The organism is Salinibacter sp. (genome assembly GCF_036626415.1).
Taxonomy (GTDB): Bacteria; Bacteroidota; Rhodothermia; order Rhodothermales; family Salinibacteraceae; genus Salinibacter.
In genome coordinates this window covers 1-14683 of sequence record NZ_JAZKRW010000077.1, presented here as the reverse complement: position 1 = coordinate 14683, position 14683 = coordinate 1, and the positions used below count along the sequence as shown (strand labels likewise).

General features: G+C 66.6%; 14 protein-coding genes. 6 read left to right on the top strand and 8 right to left on the bottom strand.

Annotation, left to right across the window (positions count from 1 at the left end; translation table 11 throughout):
• Window positions 1-647: outer membrane beta-barrel protein (locus V5A20_RS09425; RefSeq protein WP_332327199.1), on the bottom strand; the 647-nt coding region annotated here is incomplete at its 3' end.
• Between the two features lie 439 nt (window positions 648-1086).
• Between V5A20_RS09425 and V5A20_RS09420 the strand changes: the two genes are divergently transcribed.
• Entirely contained in the window at window positions 1087-2508 is a 1422-nt protein-coding gene (locus V5A20_RS09420) for a phosphoglucomutase/phosphomannomutase family protein (protein WP_332316177.1), read from the top strand.
• A gap of 27 nt (window positions 2509-2535) precedes the next feature.
• On the top strand, window positions 2536-3513 hold the full coding sequence (locus tag V5A20_RS09415) for a YVTN family beta-propeller repeat protein (protein ID WP_332327198.1): 978 nt from the start codon (window positions 2536-2538) through the stop codon (window positions 3511-3513).
• 7 nt (window positions 3514-3520) lie between these two features.
• Here the strand turns inward: V5A20_RS09415 and V5A20_RS09410 are convergent, their stop codons facing one another.
• Window positions 3521-4234, bottom strand: a complete 714-nt coding sequence (locus V5A20_RS09410; protein ID WP_332316175.1) for an ABC transporter ATP-binding protein — start codon at window positions 4232-4234, stop codon at window positions 3521-3523.
• Between the two features lie 137 nt (window positions 4235-4371).
• On the opposite strand from V5A20_RS09410, the gene V5A20_RS09405 reads away from it, so the two are divergent.
• Window positions 4372-5109, top strand: a complete 738-nt coding sequence (locus V5A20_RS09405) for an arylesterase (RefSeq protein WP_332327197.1) — start codon at window positions 4372-4374, stop codon at window positions 5107-5109.
• 37 nt (window positions 5110-5146) lie between these two features.
• Here the strand turns inward: V5A20_RS09405 and V5A20_RS09400 are convergent, their stop codons facing one another.
• The 5 genes from V5A20_RS09400 to V5A20_RS09380 all read right to left on the bottom strand — a co-directional run bounded on the left by V5A20_RS09400 (window position 5147) and on the right by V5A20_RS09380 (window position 10377).
• The gene (locus tag V5A20_RS09400; RefSeq protein WP_332316173.1) at window positions 5147-6574 is read right to left on the bottom strand and encodes an NAD(P)(+) transhydrogenase (Re/Si-specific) subunit beta; all 1428 of its coding nucleotides are present in this window, start codon (window positions 6572-6574) and stop codon (window positions 5147-5149) included.
• A 116-nt stretch (window positions 6575-6690) separates the two neighbouring features.
• Window positions 6691-7011, bottom strand: coding sequence for an NAD(P) transhydrogenase subunit alpha (locus V5A20_RS09395; RefSeq protein ID WP_332316172.1), 321 nt, complete (start codon window positions 7009-7011; stop codon window positions 6691-6693).
• Window positions 7012-7169: 158 nt separating this feature from the next.
• Window positions 7170-8327, bottom strand: coding sequence for a Re/Si-specific NAD(P)(+) transhydrogenase subunit alpha (locus tag V5A20_RS09390; RefSeq protein WP_332327196.1), 1158 nt, complete (start codon window positions 8325-8327; stop codon window positions 7170-7172).
• Window positions 8328-8425: 98 nt separating this feature from the next.
• A complete protein-coding gene (serC, locus tag V5A20_RS09385; protein WP_332316170.1) occupies window positions 8426-9535 on the bottom strand; it encodes a 3-phosphoserine/phosphohydroxythreonine transaminase in 1110 nt (369 codons plus the stop codon).
• A gap of 356 nt (window positions 9536-9891) precedes the next feature.
• On the bottom strand, window positions 9892-10377 hold the full coding sequence (locus tag V5A20_RS09380; protein WP_442978394.1) for an FKBP-type peptidyl-prolyl cis-trans isomerase: 486 nt from the start codon (window positions 10375-10377) through the stop codon (window positions 9892-9894).
• Between the two features lie 296 nt (window positions 10378-10673).
• Here V5A20_RS09380 and V5A20_RS09375 point away from each other — a divergent pair, with 296 nt between their 5' ends.
• Window positions 10674-11219 carry a fasciclin domain-containing protein gene (locus tag V5A20_RS09375; protein ID WP_332316168.1) on the top strand — a complete coding sequence of 182 codons (546 nt, stop codon included), beginning with the start codon at window positions 10674-10676 and terminating at the stop codon, window positions 11217-11219.
• 91 nt (window positions 11220-11310) lie between these two features.
• Here V5A20_RS09375 and V5A20_RS09370 read toward each other — a convergent pair whose 3' ends face one another.
• Complete coding sequence (locus V5A20_RS09370) at window positions 11311-12279, bottom strand: Brp/Blh family beta-carotene 15,15'-dioxygenase (RefSeq protein ID WP_332316167.1); 969 nt, start codon at window positions 12277-12279, stop codon at window positions 11311-11313.
• Between the two features lie 309 nt (window positions 12280-12588).
• On the opposite strand from V5A20_RS09370, the gene V5A20_RS09365 reads away from it, so the two are divergent.
• A complete protein-coding gene (locus V5A20_RS09365) occupies window positions 12589-13947 on the top strand; it encodes an NAD(P)/FAD-dependent oxidoreductase (protein WP_332327195.1) in 1359 nt (452 codons plus the stop codon).
• An 81-nt stretch (window positions 13948-14028) separates the two neighbouring features.
• Window positions 14029-14544, top strand: a complete 516-nt coding sequence (locus V5A20_RS09360) for a hypothetical protein (RefSeq protein WP_332316165.1) — start codon at window positions 14029-14031, stop codon at window positions 14542-14544.
• The last annotated feature ends 139 nt before the right edge of the window (window positions 14545-14683 follow it).

Here is a 14683-nt window from a genome sequence, read left to right as displayed (position 1 = left end):
GGAAACGTCGTGACGGCATTGTCTCTGCCCCCCGGCAGGCTCCCCGTGACCCGCGTCTCCGCCGTGAGCGAGAGCCCGCCCGCAAGCCGCAGGGCCGCCCCAAACCCTACGTCGCCCCCGGCATCCGTCGCGTCGACCTCCGCGAGCTGAAACTCGTCCCCGGCCGCCGCAATGCGGGTGGCGTCAACGGTCGTCCGCACCACGCCGAGGCCGACCAGGAAGTACGGAGCGATGCGCCCGATCGACGTGAGGGCGAGCTGCCCCTCAAACGACAGCGCCCGCAGGCGTCCCTCCGGACACGAACTCACGCAGCGATCAATGGAGGGCGAAACGTCTTCGGACCCCACGCGCAATTGGGACTGCTGCGCGCGGAGCCGCCCCTCCAGCGAGAAGTTGTCCGTGAGCGTCCATACGAGCCCCACCGCGGCGTACGCGCTGGGCCCGGACCCAGGATCGATCTCAGCGATCCCTCCCTCTTCCTGAGCCGGCGCCCCCACTCTTTGAAACGATACGTCCACCTCCGTCGACGGAAGGGCCCAGCCGCCCCCAGCCTCCACCCGCACGGCCTGTGCCTCGGCCCGCCCGCCCCCAAGCAGCACAACGACAACGACCAGCAGAGAGGCTGCGGCGGGCGGACGAAGGCACATGGAACGAACTGTGCGATTGCAAAGCGAAGAACACGGTGTAAACTGCTCGCCTCAACGTAGAATTCTCCCGCTCGTTCTCTCCAGGATTCCTTTTCTCTCTAACGTCCATTCAGGGTCCAATCCACCATCCATCTTCCCCTCTATTCCGAAGCCAGAGCAATTGCATCTTAGCGACAGGAGCTGTTTGCACGGTCCGGTAGAGGCGGAAATTCGGGTCCCCCACGCTCCCACTCCCCCATTCTCCCGTGCATTCCTGGCGTCCCCCTACGATCAGCGGCAACGGAGCCTTTGTCACTCGACGAAGCTTTCAACATTCAATTGCCCTAATTCCAAAGTCCAACGGTGGCTTTTTCCCCCACGGCTTCTTTTCTTTGGAATGCTTCCTCCATACCGGAGGCGCATCCGACTCGTCCCCTCTTCCACCGACCCTTTGTCTCTCATGGCCAACACGCCGATCAAATTTGGCACCGACGGCTGGCGGGCCGTCATCGCCGACGACTACACCTTCGCCAACCTCGAACGCGTGGCCCAGGCCACCGCCGACTGGCTGCACGACGACTACGGCGACACCCCGTCGGTCGTGCTCGGCCACGACACGCGGTTTCTGGGGCCGGAGTTTGCCGAACGCACCGCCCGGGTGCTTGCCGAGGCGGGCGTGGCGGTCACGCTGGCCGACTCGATCGTCTCCACCCCGGCCGTCAGCTGGGCCACCCAGGCGGCCGGGCACGACGCCGGCGTCGTGATTACGGCCAGCCACAACCCGCCCACATACAACGGCTACAAGATCAAGGCCCACTTCGGCGGCCCCGCCCCCCCCGACATGATCGCGTCCGTGGAAGCGGCCGTGCCGGACCACGAGCTGGACGGCGCGTCCCTTTCGTCGTTCGGCGCGCTCGCGGCCGACGGCACAATCCAGACCGACGACGTGCGGGGCGGCTACCTCGGCGCCCTGCGGGAGGCCCTCAACATCTCGGCGATTCAGGACGCCGACCTCACGATCGCCCACGACGCCATGTTCGGCGCGGCCCAGGGGCTCGTGGAGGCGCTGCTCGGGGACGGCGTGGTGTCTCTCCGCCACGACCTCAATCCCGGCTTCCACGGCACGGCCCCGGAGCCGATCGCCGACCGGCTGACGGAGCTGTCCGACACCGTTGCCCAGGGCGACGCCCAGGTCGGCCTCGCCAACGACGGCGACGGCGACCGCATCGGCATGGTGGACGAGGAGGGCACCTTCGTGAGCTCGCACCGCATCCTCGCCCTGCTCGTGAAGTACCTCTACGAGGAGCGCGGCCTCACCGGCTCGATCGTCAAGACCTTCTCCACCACCCACCTGCTCGACAAGATGGGCGCCCGCTACGGGCTCGAGGTGGAGACGACCCCCATCGGGTTCAAGCACATCGCCCCGAAGATGGCCGAGGGCAGCGTGCTCGTGGGCGGCGAAGAGTCGGGCGGCATCGCGGCGGCCGGCCACATCCCGGAGCGCGACGGCGTCTACATCGGCCTCCTTCTCGTGGAGATGATGGTGGAACGGGGAATGCTGCTGTCGGAGCTCGTGGACGAGCTGCTGGAGGAGTTCGGCCCGCACTACAACTACCGCGACGACATCCACATCCGCGAGGACCAGAAGGCCGACGTGCTGGACCGGCTGGACACTCAGGGCGGCCTCGAGACCGTGAACGGCCACGCGGTGCAGGAGGTACAGACGCTCGATGGCTTCAAGCACGTGACCGACAACGGCTGGCTCCTCATCCGGCCCTCCGGCACCGAGCCGGTCCTCCGCGTCTATTCGGAGGCCGAATCGCCCGAGGCGGCCGAGGCGCTGGTAAAAGATGCCTCCCGGCAGCTCGGCCTCAGCGAGTAGCGTCCCCCCTCCAGGTCCCACGCGGTCATGTCTCGGGCCCCCTTTACCCTCACCATTGTGGCCGTGCTCATGGCCGGCGCCGCCCTGGCGCTGTATGGCCCCGGCCCCGACGCCCCCGCCTTGCTCGTCGCCAACAAGAACGGGGCGTCGCTCTATCTTGTGAACCCGGCCTCGGGACAGGTAACCGACAGTGTGTCGACGGGGGCGGGGCCGCACGAGGTGGCCGCGGCCCCGGACACGCGCCGCGCCTTCGTGGCCAATTACGGCGATGGGACAATCTCGGTGATCGACATTGACGGCCCGAGCGAGACGGCCCGGTGGCGGCTGGAAGCGACCCAGCGGCCGCACGGGATTGCGGTGGGCCCCGACGAGGAACGCGTCTACGTAACCGCCGAGGATCGGCAGGCCGTCCTGGAGCTCAGGGCGGCGTCCGGCACGGTCCTGCGCACGTTCGAGACAGGCCAGGACGTCACGCACATGCTCGCCCTTGCGCCGAATGCCTCGTCCCTCTTCGCCACGAGCATCGGGAGCGGGACCGCTACGAAGATCGATCTGGAGCAGGGGCAGATGGGGGCTCCCACGGCGACGGGGGACGGTGCAGAAGGGGTGGCCGTGTCGCCGGACGGCGAGGAGGTGTGGGTGACGAACCGGGCCGACGATACGGTCTCGATTCTGGACGCGACGTCCGCCTCCGTCGTCGACTCGCTGTCGGTTCCGGGCTTTCCGATCCGCGCGGACGTCTCTCCGGACGGCCGTCACGCCCTCGTCTCAGCCCCGCGGGCCGGAGACGTGGCGGTGTACAACGCAGACCAGCGACGGCTGATGACGCGCCTCGACGTCGGCCAAAAGCCGATCGGCGTGCTCGCCCCTACCGACGACCGGGCGTATGTGGCCAACGCCGGGTCGGGCACCGTGAGCGTGATCGACCTCAACGCCCGCGCCGTCGTGGACACCCTCTCCGCGGGCCGGGGCCCGGACGGCATGGCGTACGTGCCCGCCCCGTAGCGCCCCCCTACGCGACGGTCGACTCGGCCGGGGCCGGTTTTCGTTCGTCCCCCACCACTTCGCCCCCCCGGAGGTGCAGGATGCGCTCGGTGCGGGCCGCCAGCTCCTGGTCGTGGCTGACCAGCACGAGCGTCGTTCCGGCCGTCTCGTTAAGGTTGAACAGCAGGTCCTCGATCTGACCCGCCGTCTCGGCGTCCAGGTTGCCGGTCGGCTCGTCCGCAAAGAGCACGCGGGGCCGGTTGATGAAGGCGCGGGCCATGGCCACCCGCTGCCGCTCGCCCCCCGAGAGCTGCGACGGGTAATGGTCAAGCCGATCGCCCAGGCCCACCTCGTCGAGCAGGTCGGCCGCCCGGGTGCGCGGGTCGGCGTCGCCTCGCAGCTCCGCCGGCACCATCACGTTTTCCAGCGCCGTGAGCGTGGGCAGCAGGCGAAACGTTTGGAAGACGAACCCGACGTTCTGGTTGCGCACCTCGGCCCGCTCGTCCTCGTTGAGGGGATTGAGATCCACGCCGCAGAGCTCCACGCGGCCGCTCGTTGGTTGGTCGAGACCGGCGCAGAGCCCCAGCAGGGTCGTCTTGCCGCTGCCCGACGGGCCGACGATCGAGCAGGTGTCGCCCTCGTCCACCGAAAAGCTCACGTCGTCAATGACGGTTAGGGTGCGCCCGCCACTGGGAAAGGTCTTGGTCAGGGACTCGACCTGAAGCACAGATGCTTCGCTCATGGGCGCTCGGGAAGGATCGTTGAGAAAATGATGGAGGGAGGGCGGCTGGCCAACCGGCCCCGGAAACCCTGTCGCGTCGGTTTCGGTTCGGCGGTCCGAACGGTTTCCGCACTCTTGCCGACGGCTTTGCCCCGCTTATGCCAAGCATGCGCCTATACCTGTTTCTGCTCGTCGGAGTTCTGGGCCTGGGGGGCTGTGGGCAGGATCGTTCCACTTCGTCGCCCGCCCCCTCGTCGAACGACACGTCCGCTGCCGTCCCCGCCTCTACATCGGACCCGGCGGACACGACTGGCGCGGAGACCCGCGTGCTCGTCCTCGGCAACAGCATCGCCGCCGGCTCCGGCGTGTCGTCCCAGGAGGCCTTTCCGGCCCTTCTTCAGCGGAGGGTCGACTCGCTCGGGTGGGACGTGCAGGTGCAGAATGCGGGCGTGAGCGGCGAGACGACGGCCGGGGGCCTGCAGCGCATTGGGTGGGTCCTGCAGGACTCGGTGGACGTGCTCGTGCTGGAACTCGGGGGCAACGACGGCCTGCGCGGCATCGACCCCGGCGTCACCCGCCAGAACCTGCGCGGCATTATCGACACGACCCTGGCCACGTACCCGGAGGCCCGCGTTCTCCTGGCGGGCATGCAAGTTCCCCCCAACCTCGGGCAGGAGTACACCCGGCAGTTTCGCCAGGTCTATCCGACGGTCGCCGAGGCGTACGACCGCGTCACGCTGATTCCGTTCATCCTCAACGACATCGCGGGCTCCGACTCGCTCATGCAGGACGACGGCATCCATCCTACCGCCGATGGGCACCGCATCATTGCCGACGAAGTCTGGGCCGACCTCCGCCCGATCCTGGAGACAAAACGTCCCCAGGACCCGGCCTAGCGCCACGCACCGGTCCCCCCTTCAACGGCCCAACCGCCTACGCCTCTTCCATCTCCTTCACGGCGTCGGCAATCTGGCCCGCTGCCTCTTTCGCATCGCTGAAGAGCATCTTCGTGTTGTCCGCGTAGAAGAGCTCGTTGGGCACGCCCGAGTAGCCGGGGCTCAGGCTGCGCTTGATCATGACGACGCTGTCCGCCGCGTCGACGTTGAGGATCGGCATGCCGTAGATGGGACTGCCTTCGTCGTCGCGAGCCGCCGGGTTGACCACGTCGTTCGCGCCCACGACGATGACCAGGTCGGTGCTCGAAAATTCGGGGTTGATCTCCTCCAGCTCGTAAAGCTTCTCGTACGACACGTCGGCCTCGGCCAGAAGCACGTTCATGTGGCCCGGCATGCGGCCCGCGACCGGGTGGATCGCGTACTTCACGTCGATGCCCTGCGCCTCCAACTGGTCGGCCAGCTCGCGCACCTCATGCTGCGCCTGCGCCACGGCCAGCCCATAGCCCGGCGCGATCACCACCTTGTCGGCGTAGCGGGCGAGGATGGCGGTGTCCTCCGGCGACGTTTCGTTGACCGTCTTGCCCTCCGGCACGTCCAGATCGCCCGTGGCGCCGTCGCCACCCCCGAAGCCGCCGAGCATCACGTTGGCCAGCGACCGGTTCATCGCATCGCACATGAGGACCGTCAGGATCATGCCCGCCGCCCCGACGAGCGTCCCGCTCACAATGAGGGCCGTGTTGTCGAGCACGAAGCCCGCCGCGGCGGCCGCCAGGCCCGAGTAGGAGTTGAGAAGCGACACGACCACCGGCATGTCGGCCCCGCCGATGGGGATGACGAGCAGGATGCCGAGCAGAACGGCCGCGGCGCCCAGCCCCAGGGCCGCCAAAATCATGGGCCGGGCAAGCGTGGGAAAGGCCTCGGCGTAGGCCACCATCACGCCGAACGCCACGCCCGCCCCCACGAGCAACAGCCCCGTCAGCACGCGCAGCCCGGGAAACGAAATGGGATTGCCCGTAATCCAGCCGCTCAGCTTGCCGTTGGCAACGACGCTGCCCGAAAAGGTGATGGTCCCAATCAAGATGGAGAGCGCGATGGTGACCGCCGTAACGATCCCGAATCCGTAGACGTCGCCCCCCACGTACTGCGCCAGCTCCGCGCCCGAGACGAGGGCGGAGGCAAGCCCCCCAAAGCCGTTGAAGACGGCCACCAGCTCCGGCATCGCCGTCATTTCGACCGTGCGCGCCAGCACCACGCCAACAAGGCCGCCCAGCGCGAGCCCGCCCAGAATCATGGGCCACGACAGGATCTCCTGCAGAAAGAGCGTGGCGACGACGGCGACGAGCATGCCGAGGGAGGCCAGCGCGTTTCCCGTGCGGGCAGTCACGGGGGACTGCATGCGCTTCAGCCCAAAGATGAAAAGCACCGCCGAGAGCAGGTACGCAAGGTCAATGATCGCGGTCTTCATAGGCAATACCGTACGAGGGAGAGTCTATCGGTCGTTGTGCCCTTTCCCTTGTATTTCGTATTGCGTCGGTTCGGCTCCCCGAACGCAATACGAACTACGCAACACGCAATACGCACTTAATCTGCTGTGCCGTTCGTCTGCGGCGCCCCGGCGGACGCGGGCGAGGCCTTCTTCTTGCCAAACATCTTCAGCATGCGGTCGGTGACGAGGAAGCCGCCCACGACGTTGATGGTCGCCACCACGAGCGCCCCGAAGCCGATCCACGTCGACCAGGGCCCGGTCGTCATGCCAGCCGCCACGAGCGCCCCCACAACCGTGATGCCACTGATGGCGTTGGCCCCCGACATGAGCGGGGTGTGGAGGGTCTGCGGCACCTTGCTCAGCACCTCAGCACCCAGGAACGCCGCGAGGACGAAAATGATGAGGTTGTTGAGCATGGCAGTTTGTCGTATGGGAAGAAAGTAGTTCTCGAGAGAGAAGAGATTGCGCCCCCCTGGCTGTTCCTCAAAGCCCTACGTGACATGTGGGTCGTGATGCGGGAGTCGTGATGCGTGATTGATCGAGGCAGGCGTCCTCACGCCTCACGAATCACGCGTCACGCTTTGTCCTCTTCCACGGGTTCCAGAAGCCCCCGGACCCGCTCATTTCGGACCTCCCCGTCGCGGGTGAGGCACGACTCCGCAAAGATCTGGTCCTCGAAGTCCGGGGCGAAGGTGCCGTCGTCGAGCCCCTCCTCGATCATGGCGGTCACCGTCTTGGCATAGAGCTCGCTCGCGTGCACTGGCATCTGGGCGGGCAGGTTGGTGGGCCCCAGGATCTGCACGTCGTGCCCCGCGATCTCTTCCCCCGTCTCCGTGAGTGCACAGTTGCCCCCGTTCGGCGCCGCAAGGTCCACGATGACCGAGCCCGGGTCCATCGCCGCCACGGCGCTCTCGTTGATGAGGAGGGGCGCGGGCTTGCCGGGGATGAGGGCTGTCGAGATCACCACGTCGGCGTCGGCGAGGTGGGGCTTGAGGAGCTCGGGCTGCCGCTCCTGCTTTTCCTTCTCCACCTGCTCCGCGTACCCGCTTTCGTCCTGGTCGGCCTCGATGTCCACCTCCAGCTCCACGAAGGACGCGCCGAGGCTTTCCACCTCCTCGCGGGTCGGCTCGCGAATGTCGTACCCAAACACCTTCGCCCCCAGGCGCTTGGCGGTGGCGATGGCCTGCAGGCCCGCCACGCCGGCCCCCAGCACGAGCACGCGGGCCGGGCGCACCGTGCCGGCGGCCGTGGTGAGGAGCGGAAAAAACTTGGGCAGCCGCTCGGCCGCGAGGATCGCCGCCCGGTACCCCCCGATGGAGCTCATGGCGGAGAGGGCGTCGAGCTTCTGCGCCCGCGAAATGCGGGGCACCAGCTCCATCGCCAGCGTCGTCACGCCCTGCTCGGCCAGCGCCCGTGCGGTCTCCGGGCGTTCGAGCGGGCTGAGAAATCCGATGAGGACCTGCCCGTCGCCGAGCCGCTCGACCTCATCGTCGGACGGCGGGGCCACTTTTGTGACGAGGTCGGCGTCGAACGCCTCGTCTCGGCCCACGACCGCACATCCGGCCGCCTCATAGTCAGCATCGGTGTGGTAGGCCCCGTGCCCGGCCCCCTCTTCCACGCGAACCTCCAGGTCGTCCACCGTGGCCAACAGGCGATCGGCCACGTCGGGAATCAGGGCAACGCGGGCCTCGCCCGAATCAGTTTCGCGCGGGACGCCAATCGTGAGAGCCATTGCGCCGTGGTCGTTGATTCAAAGACCGTCTCGTACCGTCCCCCTTTCCCGAGAGCCCTGGTGCTCATCCGTTTCTTCCGGCCCCCAGTGCTTCTGCTCTATCCGTGCGTGCGCTCGAACTCCTCCATGAACTGCACGAGCCGCCGGACGCCCTCCTCCGGCATGGCGTTGTACATGGAGGCACGGACGCCCCCCACGGAGCGGTGCCCAGACAGGCTGAGCAGGCCCTGCTGCTCGGCCTGCTGCAGAAAAACCGGCTCCAGGTCCGGGTCGTGAATCCGAAATGTTGCGTTCATCGTGGATCGGTCCTCCGGGTCGACGGTGCCCTGGTAAAAGTCGGTCCCGTCGATCGCGTCGTACAGCATGCGCGCCTTGCGCCGGTTGATGGCGTGGATGGCGTCGATGCCGCCCTGGTTCCGCAGCCAGCGGCACACCTTCTCCACCATGTAGACGGCAAAGACCGGGGGGGTGTTGTAACGGCGCTCCGCGTGGGTGCCGTAGTCGAGCATCGTGGGGAGCGGCTGCGTGCGCCGCTGCAGGAAGTCGTCGTGCACAAGGACAACGGTGACGCCCGCCGGCCCCACGTTTTTTTGTGCCCCGGCGTAGATGAGGCCGTACCCCTCCAGGTCCATCGGACGGCTCAGGAACTCGCTCGAGGCATCGGTGACGACGGGCACGTCGAGCACCGGATCGTCGGTGATCTGATTGCCATTGACCGTCTCATTGGTCGTAATGTGAACGTACGAGGCCCCTGGCGTGAGGTCCCAGTCCCCCACGTCCGGCACGTACGAAAAGTCCGCGTCTTCGCTGGAGGCGGCGACGTTTACTCCGCCTACCCGCTCCGCTTCGGCGACCGCCTTCACGCCCCACCGGCCCGACACGACGTAGTCGGCCACGCCGTCTTCGGGCAGAAAATTGAGGGGCACCTGGTAAAATTGCATCCGGGCCCCGCCCTGCAGGAAGAGGATGTGCCAGTCGTCGTCCAGCCCAAGCAGGGCCCGCAGGTGCTCGCGGGCCGATGCTTCAATCTCGTCGTACGCGGGCGAGCGGTGGCTGATCTCCAGGACCGACGCCCCCACATGGTCGTACACGGGCAGTTCGTCCTTCACCTCCCGCAGCGCCTCCACGGGAAGCGTGGCCGGCCCGGCCGAGAAGTTGTACTGTCGCTGGCTGCGGTCGGCAGGGGCCGCCGCGTCGGAAGTGGGCATGGCCGAAACGTCGATTCAGCACAGGAAAAACGGGTGTCTCCCAACGAGAGATACAGACTCTCGGGGTACGGGGACAAGGTAGACAACGAGGGAGCGCTGTGCAATGGAGAGCGGCCCCGTGGCCTTCGTTTCCTCCCGCTTCAGGAAGGAACGAGCCGTCGGGAAAGATTCTCGCGGTGGATCCTCCACGGGCTCTGTTACACGAACATTGCCGGGAGCCCCCGTCCTCGCCTCACGACTCCCTCACGACTTCTGGGACGTGCCCCTACAGCAATGCCCCTGCACAGACCGACCATGCAGGGGCACGGAAAAGATCGAAATGAATCGGCCCGGAAGACCTGAACGGCCCATCCGTGCTAGGGCGTGACGATGTTGCCTCCGTCGCCCCCTCCGCCGTCGGGCGAGCCGCTGCCTTCCGCCACGTCAACCACTTCGATGTCGAAGATGAGCGTGCGCCCCGCCAGCGGATGGTTCGCGTCGATGGTGACGGTGTCTTCGCCGAGGGCCGTGATGAGGACCGGAACAGTCTGCCCATTCTCCAGCCGAAGCTGAAGCTGCTGGCCCACCTCCGGATCCACCTCGCTGGGAATCTGGTCGTGGTCCATTTCCATGACCATGTCTTCCCGGTGCTCTCCGTAGGCCTGCTCCGGGTCCACCTCGGTCGTCTTCGTGTCGCCCGGCTCCATGCCTGTCACGGCCTCCTCGAAGCCCGGAATCACGCGATTCTCGCCGATGGTGAAGCTGAGCGGCTCCCCGTCTTCCGAGGAATCAAAGATGGTCCCGTCCTCCAGCTTGCCGGTGTAGTGGACCTGGACCTCGTCTCCTTCATTCGCTTGTGCCACGACGGTGTGTTGATCTGTTGCAATGGGTGTGAAAAGCACTAATCAGTTTGCTGTAACGCGCCGTCGAAACCAGTGTTCGGGAATCTCGGCAGATCGCGGGTTCTTTACCTGCGAGGCCTCAACGGCTCGTTTTTCCCGCATGGTCTCTGCCGGCTGCCCCCCGAGGTGCGACGAACCTGTAAGGGAGGGAGCGGGCTGTAACGATGGCGTCTTTCCGCCAGGCGACCGGGAATACTGTTGCGGGGTGGAGGGTTTTCCCTATGCGCATTTACCCCTTCAACAGCTACGACCCGCCAATGTCTACCTATCTCTCTCGCATATCTTTTCTCGCCGTTCTCGGGGTCGCCCTCCTGGCCGGGCCCGCGGTGGCACAACAAGACGACGCAAACACCGAACAGCCGGACATCGTCGACACGGCCGTTCAGGCCGATGACTTCAACACCCTCGCCCAGGCCCTGGAGGCCGCCGATCTCGTGGGCGCCCTGAAGGGCGACGGTCCCTTCACGGTCTTCGCCCCCACGGATGCCGCCTTCGACGCGCTGCCGGACGGTCAGCTCGAGGCCCTGCTGCAGCCTGAGAACAAGGGACAGCTTCAGGCCATCCTGCAGTACCACGTCGTGAGCGGCAAAGCCATGGCGTCAGACGTCACGGGCATGGACGCCGCCCCCACTCTTGAGGGCCGGTCCGTTCAGTTTCAGGTGACCGACGGAACGGTGACGCTGATGGGCCAGAACACGGCGACCGTTGTGCAGGCCGACATTGAGGCGTCGAACGGGGTCATCCACGTCATCGACAGCGTCCTGCTGCCCCCGGAGGCCGAAGAGGAGGACGGAGGATACTAGGGTTGACTCCTGTATGGGTATAGGGGGACATCTAAGGGACGTGGCCGACCGCCACGTCCTTTTTTTGTTGGGGGCTGCTTTTTATCGGGGGCTACGAAACGGCCCGGGGGCGATCCTTTTCTCGCTCCCAGTACAGCTTTTCGACGACCATCATGTGCGGCAGGGTCATGATGGCGATAAGGATGAAGAGGAGCGCAATCATCTGATCCTGCAGCCCGAACGACTGCGTGGCAACGTACAGGCCCGCCAGCCCCACGAAGGGAATTACGGTGAAGAGCGCCGCCTCCCGGTAGAACTGGACCATCGACATGGCCTCGCCGCGCCGCCGGAAGAAGCGAAGGAGCTCCAGGATGTGCCCCAGTGCGTGCCACCCCCCGAAGAAGACGGAGAAGGCCACGAGCGGGTGCACGAGGCCGAACAGGGCCGTGAGCACCGCGACGTTGATCGCCTCTCGCCCCGGCGCCCAGTCCGCACTCGGGGCTGCTCGGGGCACGGCGAGCCCAAGCGCAACGGCGTGCTGCACGACGAGGCCCCCGAAGAGGACGCCTGGGGCCGTCATCACCAGCGGCCAGTCGAGCAGCTGTACGTCCCCCATGGCCGCAAAAATGGGGGCGACGACCTCCGGAAACGCCACGATGGGCAGGCCGATGAGGAAGAGGCCACGCGACAGGTACACGAGACGTGCGGACAGCGGCGGAAGCCGCCAGTAGGCCAGGTCGGCCTGCCCGAAGTGGTACATGGTCATCACCAGAAAGAGGCCGAGGCTCCAGGCCGGGGCCACAATCCAGAGCGCCCCGTAGAGCGCCATCAGCACGAGGTATCCGCCGTAGAATTTGGCCTGGTCGCTCCACGTTGAGTCGAGCCCCCACAGCCGGGCCGCCACGAGGTGATCGATGGCCCCGTGCGGCATGCCGGTGAGCACGACAGCAACGAACAGCACCCCGAGGGCCGACGGCCCCAACGACACGCCGCCCCATGCCCCCACCCCGACTGCCAGCAGGGTCAGGGCGAGCACGCCGGCGTAGACGCGCGGGGAGCGGAGGGTGACCGGATCGTCCATGACAGTCAAGGGGGGCGGTGCTGTAAGATGGACCAACGAAGATGGACCAACGCATGTACAGTGTAAGGAATGAATCGGGGGAGGTCCACGGCAGCGTGCCGGCCGGCAGGGAGTTTCCAGCAAGTTTATTGCGTTTGGGAGAGGGGGACCGTCCCCAGTGCCCCCGGCGAACCGGGGCCGGTCTAGTGTGACAATGATGGGAAACTTGCGTTACAGGAGGAGACTGCGGAAAGGCGATGGGCGAATGGCGTCTAACTTGCGCAGTACAGTCTTCTGCGAACACGTCCTCTTACGTCTTTTCTTCTCCCTATGCCGTTTGACACGCCGTCGTCTACGTCCGAACCTCCCCATGTCGTCATCGTCGGGGCCGGGTTTGCGGGCCTGGAGGCCGCCAAGACGCTGCGCGACGCCCCGGTCCGCGTCACGCTCGTCGACCGCAACAACTACCACAAGTTTCAGCCGCTGCTCTACGAGGTGGCCATGGCGGGGCTGGAGCCGGACGACATCGCGCACAACGTGCGCAACATTTTCCAGGGCAACGAGACGGTGAACTTCCGTCTCGGCACGGTCGTGGACATCGATCCGGCCCTCCAGCAGGTGCACCTGCACGGCAGTGAGCCGCTCTCGTACGACTCCCTCATCCTGGCCGCGGGCGCCGTGTCGACCGATTTCGGGATTCCCGGCGTAGAGGAGCACGCCTACCCCCTCAAGAACGTGCCCGACGCCGTCAACCTGCGCAACCGCGTGCTGCGGCAGTTCGAGCGGTACGACCGGCAGCGGGCGGCCACCGGGGAGGGCGCCCTCACCTTCGTCGTGGTCGGTGGAGGGCCAACGGGCGTCGAGATGGCAGGCGCGTTCGTGGAGCTCTTCGACACGCTCAACAACGACTTCTCTCAGTTCGATACGCGTGAGCACGCCCGCTGTCTCCTTTTGGAGATGGAGGACGAGCTCCTGCCGCCCTACAAGTCGCCGCAGCGGGCCTACACCCGACAGGTTCTCGAAGCGCGAGGCGTGGACGTTCAGACCAACACGGCCGTCGAGCAGGTGGCCCCCGACCAGGTCCACCTTGCCGATGGCCGAACAATTCCGACGCAGACGCTGGTGTGGGCGGCCGGGGTGAAGGCGAGCCCGGTGGCCAACCTGCTCGATGCCGAGCAGGATCGAGGCGATCGGATTGTCGTAAACCCGGACCTGACTGTGCCTGAGCACCCAGAGGTGTACGCGGTGGGCGACATGGCCGCCATCAGGGGGCCGGACGGCTACGAGCCCCAGCTTGCACAGGTCGCCATCCAAAGCGGTCGGCATGCCGCGGACCAGATTCAGCGCCGCCTCCGCGAGGGCACCTCGGAAGAATTTGAATACTGGGACCTCGGCCAGATGGCCACGATCGGCCGCAATGCGGCCGTGGCCGAATTTGCCGGCGGCATCGCGTTCAGGGGGTTCATGGCCTGGTTCCTGTGGGTTGTCATCCACATCGCCAAGCTGGTGGGCTTTCGCAACCGCCTCAGCGCCCTCGTCAACTGGGCGTACAACTACTTCACGTACAATCGCAGTGCGCGCCTCATTCTCGACATGGTGCCCATCTCCGACGACGTACCGATGGAGGTGGAGGACGTGGACCAGCAGGTAAAGGAGCACCTTCGAACGGTGGAAACCCAACCGCGGTAGGGTCCCTTCAACGGGGTCGTAGCGAAGCCAATCTGGGGCGCCTCCGCCCCACCCGGCGCCAGTCTTTTGCCTGCCCTGCCCATGCCCCGTCGTCTCACGCTGTCCCTCGTTCCGGTCTGTCTCTGCACGTTCCTCGTGCTCGCCGGCTGCGGGGACGCCTCTGAGCTGGACGTGGCCGCCGGGCGGTATCGCCTTCAGGTCGATGGGGCCGTTACCGACACGCTCGCCGGCCCGGCACTTCTCCGCTCGGCTCGCCCGCCCCGCATGGGCCTCGAGCTGGGCCCCCGCGACGGCCCCGGCCTCTCGATGCAGCTCGCGCCCGCCCCGGCCGACACGGTCTCCGGCGCATCACTGGGGCGCTACGAGGTGGTCCAGGCCTTCTTGCCCGACGATGCGCCCCCCGACAGTCTCTCCCGGGTCATCGCCTTTCTGTCACTGGCCGACGCCAACTTCATCGCCGCACAGGGCCACCTTGCGGTCACGCACGCCGACGACGGTGCCGTCCGGGGCACCTTCGACTTCGAGATGACAGAACAGGGCCGCTCGGACCCGCGGACGATACGCGTAACGGGGGCCCTCCGCGCCACGGCGCCGTAGCAGTGGAATGTCACTGAAGAGACTCATTGTGTCGCCCGATCGTCCGCTTCTGCCCGACGAGACATCGCAGGGGGCTCCGCATCCACGGGGAGAGGACCCCCTTTCTGGTGAGACGGGTGACGAGAAGGGGGACAGCCCC

Bases quoted from the DNA above. Each gene is read 5' to 3' on its own strand.
- V5A20_RS09400 (WP_332316173.1), bottom strand. From the start codon at position 6,574: ATGAAGACCGCGATCATTGACCTTGCGTACCTGCTCTCGGCGGTGCTT.
- V5A20_RS09390 (WP_332327196.1), bottom strand. From the start codon at position 8,327: ATGGCTCTCACGATTGGCGTCCCGCGCGAAACTGATTCGGGCGAGGCC.
- V5A20_RS09375 (WP_332316168.1), top strand. From the start codon at position 10,674: ATGTCTACCTATCTCTCTCGCATATCTTTTCTCGCCGTTCTCGGGGTC.
- V5A20_RS09415 (WP_332327198.1), top strand. From the start codon at position 2,536: ATGTCTCGGGCCCCCTTTACCCTCACCATTGTGGCCGTGCTCATGGCC.
- V5A20_RS09405 (WP_332327197.1), top strand. From the start codon at position 4,372: ATGCCAAGCATGCGCCTATACCTGTTTCTGCTCGTCGGAGTTCTGGGC.
- V5A20_RS09365 (WP_332327195.1), top strand. From the start codon at position 12,589: ATGCCGTTTGACACGCCGTCGTCTACGTCCGAACCTCCCCATGTCGTC.
- V5A20_RS09370 (WP_332316167.1), bottom strand. From the start codon at position 12,279: ATGGACGATCCGGTCACCCTCCGCTCCCCGCGCGTCTACGCCGGCGTG.
- V5A20_RS09410 (WP_332316175.1), bottom strand. From the start codon at position 4,234: ATGAGCGAAGCATCTGTGCTTCAGGTCGAGTCCCTGACCAAGACCTTT.
- serC (WP_332316170.1), bottom strand. From the start codon at position 9,535: ATGCCCACTTCCGACGCGGCGGCCCCTGCCGACCGCAGCCAGCGACAG.
- V5A20_RS09420 (WP_332316177.1), top strand. From the start codon at position 1,087: ATGGCCAACACGCCGATCAAATTTGGCACCGACGGCTGGCGGGCCGTC.
- V5A20_RS09360 (WP_332316165.1), top strand. From the start codon at position 14,029: ATGCCCCGTCGTCTCACGCTGTCCCTCGTTCCGGTCTGTCTCTGCACG.
- V5A20_RS09395 (WP_332316172.1), bottom strand. From the start codon at position 7,011: ATGCTCAACAACCTCATCATTTTCGTCCTCGCGGCGTTCCTGGGTGCT.